20 protein-coding genes are annotated in these 18,407 nt (G+C 58.9%); 12 read left to right on the top strand and 8 right to left on the bottom strand.

Annotated features, from left to right (window positions below; all coding sequences use genetic code 11):
* Positions 1-305 precede the first annotated feature (305 nt).
* The 6 genes from ACP7B0_RS18500 to ACP7B0_RS18475 all read left to right on the top strand — a co-directional run bounded on the left by ACP7B0_RS18500 (position 306) and on the right by ACP7B0_RS18475 (position 7,091).
* Positions 306-1,439 carry an ABC transporter substrate-binding protein gene (locus ACP7B0_RS18500; RefSeq protein ID WP_426143011.1) on the top strand — a complete coding sequence of 378 codons (1,134 nt, stop codon included), beginning with the start codon at positions 306-308 and terminating at the stop codon, positions 1,437-1,439.
* A gap of 173 nt (positions 1,440-1,612) precedes the next feature.
* On the top strand, positions 1,613-2,527 hold the full coding sequence (locus ACP7B0_RS18495) for an ABC transporter permease subunit (RefSeq protein WP_426143010.1): 915 nt from the start codon (positions 1,613-1,615) through the stop codon (positions 2,525-2,527).
* 2 nt (positions 2,528-2,529) lie between these two features.
* Positions 2,530-3,846 carry a high-affinity branched-chain amino acid ABC transporter permease LivM gene (gene livM, locus ACP7B0_RS18490; protein WP_426143008.1) on the top strand — a complete coding sequence of 439 codons (1,317 nt, stop codon included), beginning with the start codon at positions 2,530-2,532 and terminating at the stop codon, positions 3,844-3,846.
* Entirely contained in the window at positions 3,843-4,718 is an 876-nt protein-coding gene (locus ACP7B0_RS18485; RefSeq protein ID WP_426143006.1) for an ABC transporter ATP-binding protein, read from the top strand. Before livM ends, ACP7B0_RS18485 begins: the two co-directional genes overlap by 4 nt.
* Positions 4,715-5,431, top strand: coding sequence for an ABC transporter ATP-binding protein (locus tag ACP7B0_RS18480; RefSeq protein WP_426143005.1), 717 nt, complete (start codon positions 4,715-4,717; stop codon positions 5,429-5,431). Before ACP7B0_RS18485 ends, ACP7B0_RS18480 begins: the two co-directional genes overlap by 4 nt.
* Before the next feature lie 895 nt (positions 5,432-6,326).
* Positions 6,327-7,091, top strand: a complete 765-nt coding sequence (locus tag ACP7B0_RS18475) for an SDR family oxidoreductase (protein WP_426143004.1) — start codon at positions 6,327-6,329, stop codon at positions 7,089-7,091.
* An 81-nt stretch (positions 7,092-7,172) separates the two neighbouring features.
* Here ACP7B0_RS18475 and ACP7B0_RS18470 read toward each other — a convergent pair whose 3' ends face one another.
* The 7 genes from ACP7B0_RS18470 to ACP7B0_RS18440 form a co-directional block, all read right to left on the bottom strand.
* The gene (locus ACP7B0_RS18470) at positions 7,173-8,309 is read right to left on the bottom strand and encodes an AGE family epimerase/isomerase (RefSeq protein ID WP_426143003.1); all 1,137 of its coding nucleotides are present in this window, start codon (positions 8,307-8,309) and stop codon (positions 7,173-7,175) included.
* 424 nt (positions 8,310-8,733) lie between these two features.
* Positions 8,734-9,306, bottom strand: coding sequence for a HupE/UreJ family protein (locus tag ACP7B0_RS18465; protein WP_426143002.1), 573 nt, complete (start codon positions 9,304-9,306; stop codon positions 8,734-8,736).
* A gap of 26 nt (positions 9,307-9,332) precedes the next feature.
* On the bottom strand, positions 9,333-9,950 hold the full coding sequence (ureG, locus tag ACP7B0_RS18460) for an urease accessory protein UreG (protein WP_426143000.1): 618 nt from the start codon (positions 9,948-9,950) through the stop codon (positions 9,333-9,335).
* Positions 9,951-9,998: 48 nt separating this feature from the next.
* Positions 9,999-10,673, bottom strand: coding sequence for an urease accessory protein UreF (locus ACP7B0_RS18455; RefSeq protein WP_426142999.1), 675 nt, complete (start codon positions 10,671-10,673; stop codon positions 9,999-10,001).
* On the bottom strand, positions 10,670-11,170 hold the full coding sequence (gene ureE / locus ACP7B0_RS18450) for an urease accessory protein UreE (protein WP_426142998.1): 501 nt from the start codon (positions 11,168-11,170) through the stop codon (positions 10,670-10,672). The genes ACP7B0_RS18455 and ureE overlap by 4 nt, the downstream gene beginning before the upstream one ends.
* A 198-nt stretch (positions 11,171-11,368) precedes the next feature.
* On the bottom strand, positions 11,369-12,001 hold the full coding sequence (locus ACP7B0_RS18445) for a TetR family transcriptional regulator (RefSeq protein WP_426143098.1): 633 nt from the start codon (positions 11,999-12,001) through the stop codon (positions 11,369-11,371).
* Between the two features lie 101 nt (positions 12,002-12,102).
* Positions 12,103-12,324, bottom strand: coding sequence for a hypothetical protein (locus ACP7B0_RS18440; protein ID WP_426142997.1), 222 nt, complete (start codon positions 12,322-12,324; stop codon positions 12,103-12,105).
* Positions 12,325-12,553: 229 nt separating this feature from the next.
* Here ACP7B0_RS18440 and ACP7B0_RS18435 point away from each other — a divergent pair, with 229 nt between their 5' ends.
* Positions 12,554-14,623, top strand: coding sequence for an AsmA family protein (locus ACP7B0_RS18435; protein WP_426142996.1), 2,070 nt, complete (start codon positions 12,554-12,556; stop codon positions 14,621-14,623).
* A 133-nt stretch (positions 14,624-14,756) separates the two neighbouring features.
* A complete protein-coding gene (locus tag ACP7B0_RS18430; protein ID WP_426142995.1) occupies positions 14,757-14,894 on the top strand; it encodes a hypothetical protein in 138 nt (45 codons plus the stop codon).
* Between the two features lie 76 nt (positions 14,895-14,970).
* Here the strand turns inward: ACP7B0_RS18430 and osmE are convergent, their stop codons facing one another.
* Positions 14,971-15,309: an osmotically-inducible lipoprotein OsmE gene (gene osmE / locus ACP7B0_RS18425; RefSeq protein WP_426142994.1), complete on the bottom strand. Its 339-nt coding sequence runs from the start codon at positions 15,307-15,309 to the stop codon at positions 14,971-14,973.
* Positions 15,310-15,514: 205 nt separating this feature from the next.
* Here osmE and ACP7B0_RS18420 point away from each other — a divergent pair, with 205 nt between their 5' ends.
* The 4 genes from ACP7B0_RS18420 (at position 15,515) to ACP7B0_RS18405 (ending at position 18,295) form a co-directional block, all read left to right on the top strand.
* On the top strand, positions 15,515-16,405 hold the full coding sequence (locus ACP7B0_RS18420; protein WP_426142992.1) for an esterase/lipase family protein: 891 nt from the start codon (positions 15,515-15,517) through the stop codon (positions 16,403-16,405).
* 61 nt (positions 16,406-16,466) lie between these two features.
* A complete protein-coding gene (locus ACP7B0_RS18415; protein WP_426142991.1) occupies positions 16,467-16,712 on the top strand; it encodes a hypothetical protein in 246 nt (81 codons plus the stop codon).
* A 111-nt stretch (positions 16,713-16,823) separates the two neighbouring features.
* A complete protein-coding gene (locus tag ACP7B0_RS18410) occupies positions 16,824-17,108 on the top strand; it encodes a PsiF family protein (RefSeq protein WP_426142989.1) in 285 nt (94 codons plus the stop codon).
* 176 nt (positions 17,109-17,284) lie between these two features.
* The gene (locus tag ACP7B0_RS18405) at positions 17,285-18,295 is read left to right on the top strand and encodes an AI-2E family transporter (RefSeq protein ID WP_426142988.1); all 1,011 of its coding nucleotides are present in this window, start codon (positions 17,285-17,287) and stop codon (positions 18,293-18,295) included.
* Positions 18,296-18,407: the final 112 nt, after the last annotated feature.

Genomic DNA, 18,407 nt, shown 5'->3' with positions numbered 1-18,407 from the left:
GGTGCGTCTCGTAGCGCAAGCGCACCGGCGGTGTGCACTTCGGTGACGCATGCTGTTACAGCAAGGTTGTACGTGGGTTGCCGGGTGGGTTGCGATAGTTGCCCGGTCAGGTTGCGCTTTTTTAAAGTAGGGTTGCACTGCCTGCATTCCAGACGGTTGCACGCCCTGCGGGGAAGGCTCTAAACAAACCTGCATCAACAAATCCGCGAGTTTTTACAGAATAAAAAACGAATGGCACGCCACTTGCTCAGAGCAATCTCCGTAGTTGCAGTGCTAATCAAAAAAAAACCTCAGGAGCACCACTCATGTCGCAGACGTTTTACAGGAAAGGCTTTCTGGCAATTGCAGTCGCTACTGCATTGGGCGTGTCTTCGTTTGCTCAGGCTGATATCAAGATCGGCGTTGCTGGCCCGATGACCGGCGCCAACGCGTCGTTTGGCGAGCAATACATGAAAGGCGCTCAAGCGGCTGCGGACGCCATCAACGCTGCAGGCGGGGTCAACGGCGAGAAAATCGCGTTGACGGCGTATGACGACGCTTGCGAACCCAAACAAGCCGTTGCCGTCGCCAACAAGGCGGCTTCGGACAAAGTGGCGGGTGTTGTCGGTCACTTCTGTTCGTCTTCGACAATTCCCGCATCGGAAGTGTATGACGAGGCGGGCATCATCGCGATTACTCCTGGGTCTACCAACCCGACCGTTACCGAGCGTGGCTTGAGCGCGATGTTCCGCATGTGCGGTCGTGATGACCAGCAAGGCATCGTTGCAGGCAACTACATCGTCGATGTGCTCAAGAGCAAGAAAGTCGCAGTCATCAATGACAAGGACACTTACGGCAAAGGCCTGGCTGACGCTACCGCCAAGCAGTTGACCAGTCGTGGCGTCAAGCCAGTGCTGGAAGAAGGCCTGACCCGTGGTGAGAAAGACTTCAGCGCCCTGGTGACCAAGATCCGTTCTGTGGGCGCGGACGTTGTTTACTTCGGCGGCCTGCACCCGGAAGCCGGTCCTCTGGTTCGTCAGATGCGTGAGCAGGGCTTGAAAGATGTCCAGTTCATGTCTGATGACGGCATTGTGACCGACGAACTGGTGACCACCGCGGGTGGGGCGCAGTACGTTGATGGCGTCTACATGACCTTCGGTGCCGACCCGCGCATGCTGCCTGATAGCAAGGCCGTAGTTGATCAGTTCCGCAAATCCGGTTACGAGCCTGAAGGATACACCCTGTATGCCTACGCTTCGGTTCAGGCCTTGGCCGCTGGCTTCAACGGGGCGAAGTCAAACAAGGGTGAAGATGCAGCCAAGTTCTTGAAAGCGCACGCTGTAAAAACCGTCATGGGCGAGAAAACCTGGGACGCCAAAGGCGACTTGAAGGTTTCCGACTACGTGGTTTATCAGTGGGATAAAGACGGTAAATACCATCAGCTCGAAAAGCAGAAGTGAGATAGACGCATAGCCGCACTGGTGTTCAAGGACATCGGTTCGTCTTCGTAATGGGGCGAGCGCTTCGCCTGCCCTGAGTTCTTCTGTTGCCGCATGATGTCGGCCCGGTGCACCTCACGAGGGGGTATTCGGGCCGCATCAGGATGGCCTTTCAAGATTCGTGAGCGTGCGTGATGGACGGTATTTTCCTGCAGCAAATGGTCAACGGTCTGACCCTTGGGTCGGTTTACGGCTTGATCGCCATCGGTTACACGATGGTCTACGGCATCATTGGCATGATCAACTTCGCCCACGGCGACGTTTATATGATCTCCGCTTACCTGGCCGCCATCGGCCTGGCTGTCCTGTCTTTCTTCGGGGTTCAGTCCTTCCCGTTCCTTATTCTCGGCACACTGGTGTTCACCATCGTGGTGACGGGCGTGTACGGCTTTGTCATTGAGCGTGTGGCGTATAAACCGCTGCGCAACTCGACCCGGCTGGCACCGCTGATCAGTGCCATTGGTATTTCCCTGATCCTGCAGAACTATGCGCAAATCGCCCAGGGGCCCCGCCAGCAAGGCGTGCCGACGCTGCTCGAAGGCGCGTGGCGCTTTGAAATTGGCACAGGCTTTGTACAGATCACCTACACGAAGATTTTCATCCTGATCGCCGCTTTCGTCGGCATGGGCGTACTGACCTACATCATCCAGTACACCAAGCTGGGCCGGATGTGCCGCGCGACCCAACAGGATCGCAAGATGGCGTCCATCCTCGGCATCAATACCGACCGGGTCATTTCCTACGTGTTTATCATCGGTGCGGCCATGGCGGCGCTGGCCGGTGTACTGATCACCATGAACTACGGCACGTTTGACTTCTATGCCGGCTTTATTATCGGGATCAAAGCGTTTACCGCTGCGGTATTGGGTGGCATTGGCTCGCTGCCGGGGGCGATGCTCGGCGGGTTGATCCTGGGGGTTGCCGAGTCGCAGTTCTCCGGTCTGATCAATTCCGACTACAAAGACGTGTTCAGTTTCGGCCTGCTGGTGGTGATTCTGATTTTCCGTCCTCAAGGCCTGTTGGGTCGCCCACTCGTGGCGAAGGTATAACTATGTCTGCCCCTACAAAACCCATCGATATCAAACAAAGCCTGATCGACGCAGTCATTGCCGGACTGTTGGCGCTCATCGTCTTCGGCCCGATTGTGGGCGTGGTGCTCGACGGTTACGGCTTCAATCTGGAACCAACGCGAGTGGCTGTCCTGGTCGGCGTCGTGATGGTTGGCCGTCTGCTGTTGAGCCTGTTCATGCAGACCCCGAAAGGCGTCACCATCGCGCAGAGTTTCGAAAGCTCAAGCTCCGGCGTGCATGTGTTGGCACCGGACTACAAGTCGCGTCTGCGCTACATCATTCCGGCGATGGTTGTCATTGCCATCGTCTTCCCGGTGTTTGCGGACAAGTACGTGCTGACTGTGGTGATTCTCGGTCTGATCTATGTACTGCTTGGCCTTGGCCTTAACATCGTGGTTGGTCTGGCGGGTCTGCTCGATCTGGGTTACGTGGCGTTCTATGCGATTGGCGCTTACGGTCTGGCATTGGGTTATCAATACCTCGGCCTGGGCTTCTGGTCGGCACTGCCTTTGGCGGCGATTGCAGCCGCGTTGGCCGGCTGCATACTGGGCTTCCCGGTGTTGCGCATGCACGGTGACTATCTGGCCATCGTGACGCTGGGCTTTGGCGAGATCATTCGTCTGGTGCTGAACAACTGGCTGTCGTTCACCGGTGGACCCAACGGCGTACCGGTGCCATCGCCGACGTTTTTCGGCCTGGAGTTCGGTCGTCGTGCCAAAGAGGGCGGTGTCCCGATCCACGAGTTCTTCGGCTTCGATTACAACCCGAACCTGAAATTCATCTTCATCTATGCGGTGCTATTCCTTGTCGTGCTGGCGGTGCTGTATATCAAACATCGCCTGACTCGCATGCCGGTCGGTCGCGCCTGGGAAGCCCTGCGCGAAGATGAAATCGCTTGCCGAGCCATGGGGCTGAATCACGTATTGGTCAAACTGTCTGCCTTCACCATCGGCGCGTCTACCGCGGGGCTGGCGGGTGTGTTTTTTGCCAGTTATCAGGGCTTCATTAACCCGACCTCGTTTACCTTCTTCGAATCAGCGTTGATCCTCGCCATCGTAGTATTAGGTGGCATGGGCTCAACGGTGGGCGTGGTCATCGCAGCCTTTGTGTTGACTGTGGCTCCTGAGCTACTGCGCGGCTTTGCTGAATACCGCGTCCTGCTGTTCGGCATCCTGATGGTGTTGATGATGATCTGGCGTCCACGTGGCCTGATCCGCATCAGCCGCACCGGCGTTCGCCCACGCAAGGGGGTGCTGGTTGATGGTACTGCCGCTGCGAAACAGGGAGTTACGCCATGAGCAGCGAAATCATTCTCTCCGTCGAACACCTGATGATGCACTTCGGCGGCATCAAGGCGCTCAGCGACGTCAGCATCAACGTCCGTAAAAACTCGATCTTCGCCCTGATCGGACCGAATGGCGCAGGCAAGACCACGGTGTTCAACTGCCTCACCGGCTTCTACAAGGCCACTGGCGGGCGTATCGAACTGCACACACGCGGCGCCACCACCAACGTGATCAAGCTGCTGGGCGAGCCATTCAAGGCGACGGACTTCGTTTCGCCCAAAAGCTTTCTCAGCCGCCTGTACTACAAGATGTTCGGCGGCACGCATCTGGTCAACCGGGCGGGGCTGGCGCGTACGTTCCAGAACATTCGTCTGTTCAAGGAAATGTCCGTGCTGGAAAACCTGCTGGTGGCCCAGCACATGTGGGTCAACCGCAGCATGATCGCGGGCATCCTCAACACCAAGGGCTACCGCAAGGCCGAAGAGGACGCGATCAACACCGCGTTCTACTGGCTGGAAGTGGTGGATCTGGTGGACTGCGCCAACCGTCTGGCGGGAGAGCTCTCCTACGGCCAACAGCGCCGCCTGGAAATCGCCCGGGCCATGTGCACGCGGCCCCAGGTGATCTGCCTCGACGAACCGGCGGCGGGCCTGAACCCCCAGGAAACCGAAGCGTTGAGCGGCATGATTCGCCTGTTGCGCGACGAACACGACATGACCGTCGTACTGATCGAACACGACATGGGCATGGTCATGGGAATTTCCGACGACATTGTGGTGCTCGACCACGGCAACGTGATTGCCGCCGGTGGGCCCGAACAGATCCGTAACGATCCGAAAGTGATCGCCGCGTACCTGGGCGCTGATGAAGAGGAGTTGGTATGAGTAAGCCGATCCTCGAATTGAAAGAGATCGATGTGTTCTACGGGCCGATCCAGGCCCTGAAAAAAGTCTCGCTGCACATCAATGAAGGCGAAACCGTGAGCCTGATCGGCTCCAACGGCGCGGGCAAGTCCACGCTGCTGATGTCGATTTTCGGTCAGCCGCGTGCGGCAAGCGGCCAAATCATCTATCAGGGCACCGACATCACCCAGAAGTCGTCCCACTACATCGCGTCTCATGGCATTGCGCAGTCCCCGGAAGGGCGGCGGGTATTTCCCGACATGTCCGTAGAAGAAAACCTGATGATGGGCACCATCCCCATTGGCGACAAACACTCGGCTGAAGACATGCAGCGCATGTTCGAGCTGTTTCCGCGCCTCAAGGAGCGCCGTAACCAGCGCGCCATGACCATGTCCGGCGGCGAGCAGCAAATGCTCGCCATCGCTCGCGCCCTGATGAGCCGGCCCAAGCTGCTATTGCTCGACGAACCGAGCCTGGGGCTGGCACCCATCATCGTCAAACAGATCTTCTCGACCCTGCGCGAGCTGGCAGCCACCGGCATGACGATTTTCCTTGTCGAGCAGAACGCCAACCACGCGCTGAAGCTTTCTGACCGGGCCTACGTCATGGTCAACGGCGAAATCCGCCTGACCGGCACCGGCAAGGAACTGCTGGTCAATGAAGAGGTGAGGAATGCTTATCTGGGTGGGCATTGATGTGCTGAAACTGCGGTGAACGAAAGAGGCTTCGGCCTCTTTTTTTATGCGCAAAGAACCGACGCTGACACATAGCCATTGGACTGAAATGCGATTCGTTGGAGCGAGGCTTGCCCGCGAATCGTTATTCCAGTCGACCCGATTTTATCGTCTGAATTGACGCCTTCGCGGGCAAGCCTCGCTCCAACGGATTCAGGAGGCTGATTGTGGGTTTCGCCAATTGTGGAAAACATTTTCGATAACCCCCCAAACCGCGACATAAAGCCGCTGCAAATAGTTGTTTTGTCACGGTTTTGACTTGTTCAGGTTTACTGTGGAGGTGCCTGTGAATAACGTGGGAGTAGCTGGCTGAAGGCCTTTGATTACAAGGGCTGCAGCTGGTTGGTTGATTTTTGATCAGTGGATTTTCAGGTCGCTTTGCAAGGTTTTGTCAACGATTTAAAGACTGTTTTTTCATACAGGTCTCAAGGGGCCTCAAGCTGTGGATAAGTCTGTGGGCAAGCGTTGGAAAGACTCGGCAAATGGCCGGTTGGTCTGGCTTGCAGAGTGGTCGGGTAATTTTCGAGTCCAAACCTGTTTCATCGCGTTTACAGATGCCATGTCCCGCGTCAAGGGAAAAACTTCAAGGACGGGCCTGCAGGCCGCGAATTCCCACGCTTTTACCGTTTTGCAGTTGCCCCCAGAGATTGTGGGTGTGGCTGTGGATAAGGTGGGTAAAACTGCGTGCAGCCCATGTAACGACTGGCGCGGGCAATGTTGGTTGTTTTTTGTACAGAGTGATGAATGTTTTATCCACAGACTTGCCCGAAACCTGGCTGGGCGGGCATTCTGCTGGCCTTGTTCGGTTTATTGCTTCCAGGGGCAGCACTGCCTCGTGCCACTTCAGGAGAACGAAATGACGTCCACTGTATTCATTACCGGCGCTACGTCCGGATTTGGCGAAGCCTGCGCCCGCCGTTTCGCTGAGGCCGGATGGTCGCTGGTGCTGACCGGTCGCCGCGAAGAGCGCCTCAACGCCCTGAGCGCCGAATTATCGGAGCAGACCAACGTCCACACGCTGGTGCTGGACGTGCGTGATCGCGCTGCCATGGAGGCCGCTATCGAGGGCCTGCCTGCCGAATTCGCCACGATCACCGGCCTGATCAACAACGCCGGTCTGGCGTTGGGCATTGATCCCGCGCCCAAGTGCGATCTGGATGATTGGGACACCATGATCGACACCAACATCAAGGGCCTGGTCTACAGCACGCGCTTGCTGCTGCCGCGCCTGATCGCCCATGGTCGCGGGGCGAGCATCGTCAACCTGGGGTCTGTGGCGGGCAACTATCCGTATCCCGGCGGCAATGTGTATGGCGGCACCAAAGCCTTTGTGGGCCAGTTCTCGCTGAACCTGCGCAACGACCTGATCGGCACGGGCGTACGCGTGACCAACCTGGAACCGGGCCTGTGCGAAAGCGAGTTCTCGCTGGTGCGTTTCGGTGGGGATCAGAGCAAATACGACGCCACGTATGCGGGCGCCGAGCCGATTCAGCCTCAGGACATTGCCGAGACGATCTTCTGGATCATGAACACTCCGGCGCACGTGAACATCAACAGTCTGGAACTGATGCCCGTAAGCCAGACCTGGGCCGGGTTTGCGATTGATCGTAATCGCGGCTGAGGGGCTACGCCGCGATCACCGCAGGATGGGCTTTGGCCGGGAGAACACGTTCGCCGCCAAGGCCGTTCCTGTTGGGTGACATCAACCGCGGAAATACGCCGCCAGCCCGATATAGCAGGTCGCCAGATGGTAAGGGGTGGTCGACGGCATGTCGTCACGGCTGACGTTGCCGGCGCTGTCCAGGCATTCGTTCCAGCCCGTGACGTGCAGAAAACGCGTTTTGAGCGCATTCAACTGACGGCCCAATGCCGCGTCGCTGTTTGGCCGTAGCGCCAGTGCCCGCAGGTATTCGGCCTGGGCCCAGATGCGCTGTGTGCCATCGCGGACCGTGCCATCCACTTCCAGCATCGCCACCACCGCACCGGTCTGCGGATCGACGCCGTGGACTTCGGCATGCCCGAACGCTTGCGTCAGCGAGGCATGCAATGGGCTGCCCTGCAGGCGTGCAGACGAATCCAGCAGGAAAAACCATTCGAACTGATGGCCGGGTTCGTACCAGTTATCCACAGCGCCCAGCGGTTTCTCCAGCATCACACCGTGAGCAATATCCACGAAGTGCTCCTGCATGCCGCGGACCAGGTCGTCCAGGGCGCCAACCGTGGCAGCGTCTTCCCGTACCGCGAGGGTCGCCAGAAAGGCCTCGGCCAAGTGCATGAGCGGGTTTTGCAGCGCCCCGGTGTTTAGCGAGGACCAGTCTTCGTCGAGCATCGCTTCGTACAGGCCCGTACCGTCCGCGAAGCGCTCAGCCACGACCGTGAGCGCGGCATTGAAAACCGACTCCACCAGCGGCTCGCGGACTTTGGCCCAATAGTGGGCGCAGGCAAAAATAATGAACGCGTGCGTGTAGAGGTCCTTGCGGCGATCCAGCGGCGCGCCTTGCGCATCAATGCTGTAGAACCAGCCGCCGTGTTCGGCATCGTGAAAGTGGCTTTGCAGCGAACGAAACAACGCCGCAGCGCGGCTCGCGGCGTCAGGCACCGATGGATGGTCGATCAGGCTGGAAAAGACAAACAACTGCCGGGCACAGGCCATGGCCCGATAACGCTGGGGGGGCAACGGACGATGACTGGCATCCACGGCTTCGTAGGGTAACGCCAGATCAGCATTCCAGCCCGGCCCTAGCCAGAGCGGCACGATCACCCGCAGGAAATGTTCCTCAAGGGTGGCGAACACAGCGTTCGAGTCGGAAGTGGCGGCGGAGCTGAAAACATCGGGCATCGGCGGGCGTCACGGCAAGGGCGAATTGCGCGACATGGTAGCAGGGAGCGGTATGGCAGGGGAGGCGGAATATAGGCGCGTACTCGCAGGCAGACCGCGAGCACTATCGAGTGTAGGCGCTCACGCGCAACGCGAGGCAGCGATGGCGGTCTGCCTGACACACCGCCATCGCGGCCGTCGTAACCTCCGAGCGCTCCTACGGAGGTCGGCCAGCATGCGTGTAGGCGCTCACGCGCAACGCGAGGCAGCGATGGCGGTCTGCCTGACACATCGCCATCGCGGCCGTCGTAACCTCCGAGCGCTCCTACGGAGGTCGGCCAGCATGCGTGCAGGCGCTCACAAGCGACGCGCGGCAGCGATAGCGGTCTGCCTGACACACCGCCATCGCGGCCGTCGTAACCTCCGAGCGCTCCTACAGGTCAGGTCAGGCCGCCAACAGCCAAACCCCCGCAGCCGCAGAGGCTGCCCCGGCGATGCGCACCAGGGGCGCAGCGGCCGTCGGCAGGAAGCGCACCACGGCATAACCGACCGCGTGCAGCGCGGCCGTGGCGACGACGAAGCCGGCCGCATAGGCCCAAGGGCTGGACATCTCTGGCAGCTCAAGACCGTGAGCGACGCCGTGGAACAGCGCGAACAACGCAGTGGCGGCAGCGGCCATGAACAATGGCGGGCGCACGGCCAACGCTACGGCCAGGCCAAGGGCGAATACCGATGCGGCAATCCCGCTTTCCAGTGCGGGCAGGCTGAGGCCTTCAAAGCCCAGCAAACCGCCAATCAGCAGGGTGCCGACGAAGGTGCACGGCAGTGCCCAGCGGGCGGCCCCTTTTTGCTGCGCGGCCCACAAGCCCACTGCGACCATCGCCAGCAGGTGATCCAGACCGCCGATGGGGTGACTGATCCCTGCCATCAGGCCATTTTCGCCGTGTCCAGGGTGAGCGAAGGCGATGGCCGGTGCCAGCAACAGGGCGAGCGCACCGAAGGCTTTTGTGTAATTCATTGACAGGCTTCCTTGATGAGGTGGATTCAGGCGGCTTCGGTCAGCAGACCCTGGCGTTCGATAAAGGCGATGATCTCTTCCAGACCCTGGCCGGTTTTCTGATTGCTGAATACGAACGGCTTGTCGCCGCGCATCTTTTTGGTGTCGCGATCCATCATTTCCAGCGATGCGCCTACCAGCGGGGCCAGGTCGATCTTGTTGATCACCAGCAGATCGGACTTGCAGATGCCGGGGCCGCCTTTGCGCGGCAGCTTGTCGCCCGCCGAAACATCGATCACGTAGAGGGTCAGGTCCGACAGCTCCGGGCTGAATGTCGCCGAAAGGTTGTCACCACCGGACTCGACAATAATTAGGTCCAGACCGGGAAAGCGGCGGTTCAACTGGTCCACCGCTTCCAGGTTGATCGAGGCATCTTCGCGGATGGCCGTGTGCGGGCAGCCGCCGGTCTCCACACCAATGATCCGCTCGGGTGCCAGGGCTTCATTGCGCACCAGAAAATCAGCGTCTTCGCGGGTGTAAATATCGTTGGTGACCACGGCCAGGTTGTAGCGCTCGCGCAAGGCCAGGCACAACGCCAGAGTCAGTGCCGTCTTGCCGGACCCGACCGGGCCACCGATGCCGACGCGCAGAGGTTGGCTGTTCATTGAGTTCTCCGTTGGGCTCTATTGCGTGAGCTCTGTCAGGTAAAAAAATCAGGACCGAAACAGTCGGCTGTATTGCCGTTCATGGGCCATGCTGGCCAGCGCCACGCCAAACGGCGCGCTGCCGATGTGCTGTAAATCAACCTGACTGGCGTGTTGCTGCGCCTGTTGCAGCAATGGCAGCAGCTCGCTGGTCAGGCGCTGGGCCGCCTGCTGACCCAATGGCAGCGTCTTCATCAGTACGGCCAGCTGGTTTTCCAGCCAGCTCCAGAGCCAGGCGGCCAAGGCATCTTGCGGGGTGATCCGCCAGGCGCGGGCGGCCAGCGCCCAACCCAGGGCCAGGTGCGGCTCGTCTGTTTGTGCCAGAAAATTTCGTGCGCAGGGGTCCAGTTCGGGCAAGCCGTTCAGCAATTGCTGCAAGGAATAGCCCATTTGCCGACTTTCCTGATGCAGCTCCCGGGTTTCCCGGCTGGCGCGATGTTCGTGACTCAATTGCAGCAGTTGGCCCCAGTCGCTCTCGGCGGCAGCGGTGCAATGTGCCAACAGCAGCGGCGCTTCAAAGCGGGCAAGGTTGAGCAGCAACTGGTCGCTGATCCAGCGGCGAGCGTCGGGGGCGTCACTGACGATCCCTTGCTCCACCGCCATTTCCAGGCCTTGGGAATAGCTGTAGCCGCCAATCGGCAATTGCGGACTGGCCAGACGCAGCAGCGCCCAGGCGCTGTTCACGTGCGCACGCCAAACTGGTGCAGGCGCGGTGGATAGTTGAAGTCTTCTTCGCCCGCGCGGGAATGGTGATGACCACCGCCATACGCCCCATGTTCGGGCGAGAACGGTGCTTCAATGGATTGCGTGGTGGCGCCCAGTTGATCGAGCATGGCCTTGAGCACGTAGTCATCAAGCAGGCGCAGCCAGCCGTCACCCACTTGCAGCGCCACGTGGCGGTTACCCAGATGGTAGGCGGCGCGGGTCAACTCGAAGGCGCTGCTGCACGTCACGTGCATCAGTTGCTCCGGGCGTGCGCAGACGCGAACAATGCGGCCGTCCTCTGCCTGTAGGTATTCACCATCACGCAGGGGCGGCTGCCCGCGCTCAAGGAACAAACCGACATCTTCGCCTTCGGCGCTGTAGCAGCGCAGGCGACTCTTGCTGCGCGCCTCGAAATTCAAATGCAGCTCGGCGGCCCATTCGGCTTGAGGTTCGATTCTGCGATGGATGACCAGCATGTTGAGGCTTCCCGCCTATTACGATGCTTCAAAGCAGAGCAAGGGGCTTGCCAACAGTGCATGGCGTGGGAAATTGCCTACAGATAGGGAGCAGTGTTCGCCCTGAGAAAGTATTCGTGATTCGTTTTGGTGCGCGAGAGGAATTGTGCGTCAGGGTGGTGCGCTGCTATAGGGGTAAGCGGTGTACCCGGAAATTCGTCACTCCATACTCCCCAGACCTTTCCAATGCCGAGCCCCGATAAAAATGAAGCGCAGTTGCTGGGTAATCTTGGCTTGTGGCGTCAGGTGGGGTGCCAGGGTAGCGGCTGGAGGGTCGATGAGTTCCGGGAGCATGGCGAACACGCTCTTGACGACCAGATCGGAAATCACCGACAACGAGGCAGGGTCCAGGTGCTGCCATTTGCGCATGGTGCCCAGGTCCGCCGCGAGATCGGCGCTGATGCCTTCGCGCAGTGCGCCCAAGGCCTGGCGAACCCGTTGCGAGCCGCCGTATTGCTCCCGTGCCAGGAATAGAAACTGCGAACGCTTGGCGGCCACGACTTCCAGAAAGATTCGCACCGAGGCATCAATGATGCCGCCCATGACCATTTCGTTGTGCCGCACCAGGCGGATGGTTTCCCGGAAGGTCTGGCCGACTTCGCTGACCAACGCCAGACCCAGTTGATCCATATCGTCAAAGTGTCGATAGAACCCGGTGGGTACAATCCCGGCGGTGCGCGCCACTTCTCTGAGGCTCAGGCTGCCGAAGCCGCGCCCGCTTTCCATCAGGCTGCGCGCGGCGTCCAGCAAGGCGTGTCGGGTTTGTTGTTTCTGTTCGGCGCGGGGCAACATGGTGCGGGCTGAATTCTGCAAAAGAGACGGTCCGGCACTTTACCAAATGCGTTGACGACGTGTGGAGCCGAATGCAGCCAGGATCGCTTCTTTTTTAGCCTTCAAACGCGCTGATATTGCTGGATCAGGCGCTCTGGGCCGTGCTCGGCAACCTGCAGATATTGCCGGTTCAGACGCGATCGAGCGTCTTGTGCCAGCGTTTTGTGCACAGCCTCGGACCCCATTTTCACTTCGCCGCTCGGTTGTTGCTCGGCCACGGGCATGGCCCAGGCATTGGCCGTCAGGAGCGAAAAGGTCAGGGTGAGCAGCAGTGGGCGTTTCATGATGTGTGTCTCGGGTCGGGTACGGCGCTAATATGCCGCTCCCTCTGTCCAGAAAGAACTTCATACGGCTAATGGTGGTAATCAGCAAAAATGATGGTGGCGCAATCCTGCCGCTCATAATGGGCAGTAATTTCGAGCGCCAACCAAACCCTCACGACTTTTATCAGTCGAAACGCAAAGTCGTACGCAATGCGCCCGCAAGGGTGGTTGTCATCTGGAGAGTCGTGCAATGACGCGCAGTCGTAAAGTTTTTGCCTGGACCGGTGCTGTCCTGTTACTGGTCCTGGCCGTATTGGTCATTGTGATCGCCACCTTCGACTGGAACCGGATCAAGCCGACCCTCAACGAAAAAGTCAGCGAAGCGCTGCACCGACCGTTCGCGATCAACGGCAATCTGGCGGTGTCGTGGCAGCGTGAGCCGGAACTGGGTGGCTGGCGCGCCTGGGTGCCCGGGCCGCATTTCGTCGCAGAAGAGTTGAGCCTGGGTAATCCCGAGTGGTCGAAAACCGCGCAAATGGTCACCCTCAAGCGCGTCGAGTTTCGCCTGTCGCCCTTGCCGTTGATCCTGCAGCACGTGGTGATTTCACGCATCGACCTGACCGGCCCAGAGGCGAAGCTCGAACGTCTGGCCGATGGCCGCGCCAACTGGACGTTTGACCTGCCCAAATCCGACCCTGATGCCGAGCCGTCGAACTGGGTACTGGATATTGGCGCGATCAAGTTCGACAAGGGGTTGGTCAGCTTGAACGATCAGACCTTGAAAACTCAGCTGGATGTGGTCATCGATCCCCTGGGCAAGCCCATTCCATTCAGCGACATTGTCGGCAGCGGTGAGGCGAAAAAAGCCCGGGACAAGGGTATCAACCCGCAGGATTATGCGTTCGACCTCACCTACAAAGGCCAGTATCACGGGCAGAAACTCAATGGCACCGGCAAAATGGGCGGTCTGCTGGCGCTCAAGGATGCTGCGCAGCCTTTCCCGGTGCAGGCCGACGTCACGATAGGCGACACGCACGTCGCCGTGGCCGGCACGCTGACGGACCCGCAGAATCTGGGCGCGCTGGACCTGCGGCTGAAACTGTCCGGCAGTAGCCTGGGCAACCTGTATCCGCTGACGGGCGTGACCTTGCCCGATTCGCCTGCCTACTCCACGGACGGACATCTGATTGCCCGCTTGCATGATCCGGCGGGTGCAACCTTTCGCTATGAAGGCTTCAACGGCAAGATTGGCAACAGCGATATCCATGGCGATCTGGGCTTCGTCAACGGTCAGCCGCGTCCGAAACTGACCGGCGCGCTGGTCTCCAATCAGCTCTTGTTCAGCGACCTTGCGCCATTGATTGGTGCTGATTCCAACGCCGCGCAGAAAAAGCGTGGGGGCGACAGCAAGCAGCCTGCGGGCAAGGTGCTGCCTGTTGAAGGGTTTCAGACCGATCGCTGGCGCGCCATGGACGCCGACGTGGAGCTGACCGGCAAGAAAATCGTACAGAGCCCGGATTTGCCCTTCTCCGATCTGTACACCCATGTGGTGCTGGACGATGGCAAGCTCAGCCTGCAACCCCTGCGTTTCGGTGTGGCGGGCGGCAAACTCGATGCTGATGTGCGTCTGGATGGCAGCGGCCAACCCTTGCAAGGGCGGGCCAAAATCTCGGCGCGCCACCTCAAGCTCAAGCAGCTGTTCCCGACCTTTGAACCCATGAAAACCAGTTTCGGCGAGCTCAATGGGGATGCGGACATCAGCGGGCGGGGCAATTCCGTCGCGGCATTGTTGGGAAGTGCCAACGGTGACCTGAAGATGCTGGTCAACGACGGTGCCATCAGCCGCAGCCTGATGGAAATCGCCGGGCTTAACATGGGTAATTACGTGATCGGCAAGTTGTTTGGTGACCAGGACGTGAAGATCAACTGTGCAGCGTCGGACATGGGCATCAAGGACGGCCTGCTGAGTACGCGGCTGTTCGTGTTCGATACCGTGAACTCCACGGTCTATGTCGATGGCACCGCGAACTTCAAGACTGAGCAACTGGACCTGACGATCAAGCCGGAATCCAAAGGTTTTCGCGTGCTGTCGCTGCGCTCTCCACTCTATGTACGCGGGTCATTCGCCAATCCGCGTGCTGGCGTGGAGACCGGGCCATTGTTGCTGCGCGGCGCCGGGATGGTGCTGCTGGGTGCTGCGATAGGGCCTGCGGCGGGTCTGTTGGCGCTGATTGCGCCCAGCAGCGGCGACGAACCTAACCAATGCGCGGGGCTGCTTCAGCAGATGCGTGAAGGCAAGGCGCCGAAGACGGTGCAGTAAAGGGTGGGACCGGGTTGCGTACCGACGTTGGCTTACAAGTCTTTCAGGATGTCCGCCATGTGAGTCGCGGGCCATGCAAAAAGCCTTATGCCCAAAAACAATTCGGGAGATTAGTCATCTCAACGAAACGAGCATGACGCACTGCGGTCCCAACCTTGAGACGAAAAATCACCGGAGATACACAATGCTCAAGTTTCTAGGCAGCACCATCGGCATCATCTTCTTGATCGGCCTGGTCGTGGTCATCGCCCTGTTCAAGCTGGTTTTCTAAGCGCCCACTCAAACGCGACGCAAGAAAAAGCCCGAGGCCAATGGCCTCGGGCTTTTTCGTTTCAGGCTGACCGGGCTTACAGAGCGCGCTCGTTGGCTTCTCGCTGTTCGCAGGTCATGAAACCTTTGTTATCCACACGGCCGTTCGCATCGAAGCTCACGTGGAACACCTGCTCGTGTCCGTCTTTGCTCAGCACGTAGTTGTTGCAGGTGCCTGGTTTAACCTTGCGCTGCACGCGACTCGATGGCGTGCCGCCAATGGTCAGAACCTGGGTTTGAGTCATGCCGTTTTCGACTTGCTTGACCAGAGGTTGGTCACGATAGGTCATGAAATCCACGGGATTCTGCACCGTCGTGTTAGCACAACCGGTCACTGCTGCCAGTACGAACATTGCTGCCAGGCTCTTCTTGAACATGAAAGTCACTCCAGATGACAGAGCCATTGTTGGCCCGATGCAGGTTGGAGCCGTCAAGGTGCTCCAGAGTTCGATTATTTGATGGCCTTCAGGCATTACTCACTGCAATCGCCTGGTTATCATGCCGGGGCGACAGTCTGAAGCGGCTCTTTGGTCAATTGCCGCTATGGTTCAAGCATTCAACAGTTACACAGGGAGCTTAATCATGACGCAAGAACAGGCGACGCGTTATCCGCTGGTGCTGGTCCCCGGTATGCTGGGTTTCGTGCGATTGGTGTTCTATCCCTATTGGTACGGAATCGTGAAGGCGTTGCGTCGTGATGGATCAACGGTGATTCCGGTCATGGTCTCGGCGGTCAACTCGTCTGAGGTTCGAGGCGAGCAGTTGATCGACCGCATCAAGGAGATTCTGGCGGAGACCGGGGCCGAGAAGGTTAATCTGTTCGGCCACAGTCAGGGCTCGTTGACGATTCGCTATGTCGCCGCCAAACACCCGGAATGGGTCGCCTCGGTGACGTCCGTCGCAGGCCCGAACCACGGCTCTGAACTGGCTGACGCTCTGGAAAAGAACTTTCCGGCCGGTACCCTGCGCGGTCTGCTGCTCAACGTTGCGATACGGCTGATGGTGTGGATCATGGCGGTGCTGGACACCGGGTATCGCGGCACCCGTTTCCCCACGGATGTCGATGCCGCGCATCACTCGCTGACGTCCGACGGTGTCGCGCTGTTCAACCGCCAGTATCCCCAGGGCCTGCCTGAAACCTGGGGCGGGCAGGGCCCGGAGCAGGTCAACGGCGTGCGCTATTACTCGTGGTCCGGGACCTTGCAAGCCGGGTTCAGTGACAAGGGCGGTAATCGATTCGATGGCACCAACGTCACGTGCCGAATATTCGCTCGCACGTTCACAAAAGAGCGAGGTCAATGTGATGGCATGGTCGGGCGTTTCAGTTCCCACCTAGGGACTGTCATCGGGGATAACTATCCTCTCGACCATTTCGACATCGTCAACCAGACCTTCGGGCTGGTTGGCAAGGGTGTTGATCCCGTTGGGTTGTTTGTTGAACATGCCGCGCGCCTCAAAGCCGCCGGTCTTTAGCTCGTTTTGAGCCGTGGTTCGTAGTCTGCCGACTCTAAGTGGTCGGCAATGGAGTGATGCGATGAGCGACAAAGAACACTATGAAATCGAATACACCCTGGCAGGTGAGCACCATGTGGATGTGATCGAGAATCTGGATGTCCCGATCATTGAAGTCGTTCAGGAACTGGCGCTGAAACACCACGTTTCCCTGGACGAGGATCTGAATGAGATCAGTGAAACCTATACCGGAATGCCCCATGCCATGGGCATCACCGACGTATCGATTCACAGTGTCGAGAACGACGAAGCGGCCAGCCCTTCCTAGTTGATTCACGTCGGTGTCTTGTCTTGCGCAAGACACCGCTGCAATCACCTTCGTTTGACTACACTTCCAGGCAGGTCGTACTCATCAGTGCGCCGGTCCGGGAGAAGATCAATGAAATATCTGCGTGTCCCCTTACTGCTTGCAAGTTTATTGATGTGTGCCCAAGGGTTTGCCGCCACGGCGCAGCAAAACAAAATGACCACTTGCAACGCCGAAGCCTCGTCGCAGTCGCTCAAGGGCGATGAGCGCAAAGCGTTCATGAGTTCATGCCTCAAGGCATCCCCGCCTGCTACCCAGCAAGAAAAAATGAAAACCTGTAACGCCACGGCCAGCGCTCAGGCGCTTAAAGGCGACGCGCGCAAAGCCTTCATGAGCGACTGTCTCAAGAAGAAATGATTTTCCTGTGCCCCCTCGCACTGAAAATCGCCATCAAATGCGATAAATCCTGAGGTTGCGGCTTATGCTGTCGGCCGCAATCACAGCGTCACTCTGTTCGGCCCCAGGATCACTGGTTCTGGACTCGGAACGCTGGCAGACTGCCCCCCTCTTTGCGCTGCTCGTTTTGAGGCTATATGCCAACGTTTTCTGCACGACAAGTTTTGTTGGCCAGCTGGGTTCTGGTATTCGGCGGCCTGCTGATGGTGCTGCCGTTCAAACTCTTACCGAGTCTGTTGGCCGGGTTATTGGTTTACGAGCTGGTCAACATGCTCACCCCTCAACTGCAACGGCTCATTGCCGGCGAGCGCGCGCGCTGGGTCGCGGTGGCGTTGCTGGGCACACTGGTGGTCAGCGTACTGGCATTGATTTTTGCCGGTGCGATCAGCTTCCTGCTGCACGAGGCCGAAAATCCCGGGGCGTCCCTGGACAAGTTCATGGTGCTGGTGGAGCGGGCGCGTGGCCAGCTGCCGCCCTTTATCGACAGCTACCTGCCTGCCAGTGCGGCGGAATTTCGGATTTCTTTGGGGGAGTGGATACACAAGCACCTGGGCGAATTGCAGATGGTCGGCAAAGGCGCTGCGCACATGTTTGTGACCTTGCTGATCGGCATGGTGCTGGGCGCGATCATCGCCTTGCAGCAGATCACCGATGTGCACAAGCGCAAGCCGTTGGCGGCAGCGCTGTTTGACCGCTTGAGCCAACTGAGCCGCGCGTTTCGTAATATCGTCTTCGCCCAGATCAAGATTTCCCTGCTCAATACAGCGTTCACTTCGATCTTTCTGGTGGTGGTCCTGCCACTGTGCGGCATTCACCTGCCGCTGACCAAAACCCTGATCATCCTGACCTTCCTGCTCGGCCTGTTGCCGGTGGTGGGCAATCTGATATCCAACACGCTGATCTTCATCGTCGGCATGTCGCTGTCGATTTGGGTGGCGCTGACCGCGCTGGGATATCTGATCGTCATCCACAAGGTCGAGTATTTCCTCAACGCCCGCATCGTCGGTGGCCAGATCAATGCCAAGTCGTGGGAATTGCTCATGGCGATGCTGATTTTCGAAGCAGCGTTCGGCTTGCCGGGCGTGGTGGCCGGACCGATTTATTACGCGTATTTGAAGAGCGAGCTGCAGAAGGAAGGGTTGGTTTGACGATCAACTAACATCGTTGGAGCGAGGCTTGCCCGCGAAGAGGCCGGTACATTCACCGGCTTTTTCGAACCTGAAACATTGCCTTCGAGGGCAAGCCTCGCTCCAACGGAGT

The sequence above is a fragment of the Pseudomonas sp. DWP3-1-2 genome, assembly GCF_049896285.1.
In the GTDB taxonomy this organism is placed as follows: domain Bacteria; phylum Pseudomonadota; class Gammaproteobacteria; order Pseudomonadales; family Pseudomonadaceae; genus Aquipseudomonas.
Note: the sequence above shows the minus strand (reverse complement) of the source record. Positions and strands in the feature narration are given on the sequence as shown.

Bases quoted from the DNA above. Each gene is read 5' to 3' on its own strand.
- osmE (WP_426142994.1), bottom strand. From the start codon at position 15,309: ATGTTCAAGAAGAGCCTGGCAGCAATGTTCGTACTGGCAGCAGTGACC.
- ureE (WP_426142998.1), bottom strand. From the start codon at position 11,170: ATGCTGGTCATCCATCGCAGAATCGAACCTCAAGCCGAATGGGCCGCC.
- ACP7B0_RS18500 (WP_426143011.1), top strand. From the start codon at position 306: ATGTCGCAGACGTTTTACAGGAAAGGCTTTCTGGCAATTGCAGTCGCT.
- ACP7B0_RS18475 (WP_426143004.1), top strand. From the start codon at position 6,327: ATGACGTCCACTGTATTCATTACCGGCGCTACGTCCGGATTTGGCGAA.
- livM (WP_426143008.1), top strand. From the start codon at position 2,530: ATGTCTGCCCCTACAAAACCCATCGATATCAAACAAAGCCTGATCGAC.
- ACP7B0_RS18445 (WP_426143098.1), bottom strand. From the start codon at position 12,001: ATGTTGCCCCGCGCCGAACAGAAACAACAAACCCGACACGCCTTGCTG.
- ACP7B0_RS18430 (WP_426142995.1), top strand. From the start codon at position 14,757: ATGACGCACTGCGGTCCCAACCTTGAGACGAAAAATCACCGGAGATAC.
- ACP7B0_RS18495 (WP_426143010.1), top strand. From the start codon at position 1,613: ATGGACGGTATTTTCCTGCAGCAAATGGTCAACGGTCTGACCCTTGGG.
- ureG (WP_426143000.1), bottom strand. From the start codon at position 9,950: ATGAACAGCCAACCTCTGCGCGTCGGCATCGGTGGCCCGGTCGGGTCC.
- ACP7B0_RS18470 (WP_426143003.1), bottom strand. From the start codon at position 8,309: ATGCCCGATGTTTTCAGCTCCGCCGCCACTTCCGACTCGAACGCTGTG.
- ACP7B0_RS18435 (WP_426142996.1), top strand. From the start codon at position 12,554: ATGACGCGCAGTCGTAAAGTTTTTGCCTGGACCGGTGCTGTCCTGTTA.
- ACP7B0_RS18420 (WP_426142992.1), top strand. From the start codon at position 15,515: ATGACGCAAGAACAGGCGACGCGTTATCCGCTGGTGCTGGTCCCCGGT.
- ACP7B0_RS18410 (WP_426142989.1), top strand. From the start codon at position 16,824: ATGAAATATCTGCGTGTCCCCTTACTGCTTGCAAGTTTATTGATGTGT.
- ACP7B0_RS18440 (WP_426142997.1), bottom strand. From the start codon at position 12,324: ATGAAACGCCCACTGCTGCTCACCCTGACCTTTTCGCTCCTGACGGCC.
- ACP7B0_RS18415 (WP_426142991.1), top strand. From the start codon at position 16,467: ATGAGCGACAAAGAACACTATGAAATCGAATACACCCTGGCAGGTGAG.
- ACP7B0_RS18465 (WP_426143002.1), bottom strand. From the start codon at position 9,306: ATGAATTACACAAAAGCCTTCGGTGCGCTCGCCCTGTTGCTGGCACCG.
- ACP7B0_RS18405 (WP_426142988.1), top strand. From the start codon at position 17,285: ATGCCAACGTTTTCTGCACGACAAGTTTTGTTGGCCAGCTGGGTTCTG.
- ACP7B0_RS18485 (WP_426143006.1), top strand. From the start codon at position 3,843: ATGAGCAGCGAAATCATTCTCTCCGTCGAACACCTGATGATGCACTTC.
- ACP7B0_RS18480 (WP_426143005.1), top strand. From the start codon at position 4,715: ATGAGTAAGCCGATCCTCGAATTGAAAGAGATCGATGTGTTCTACGGG.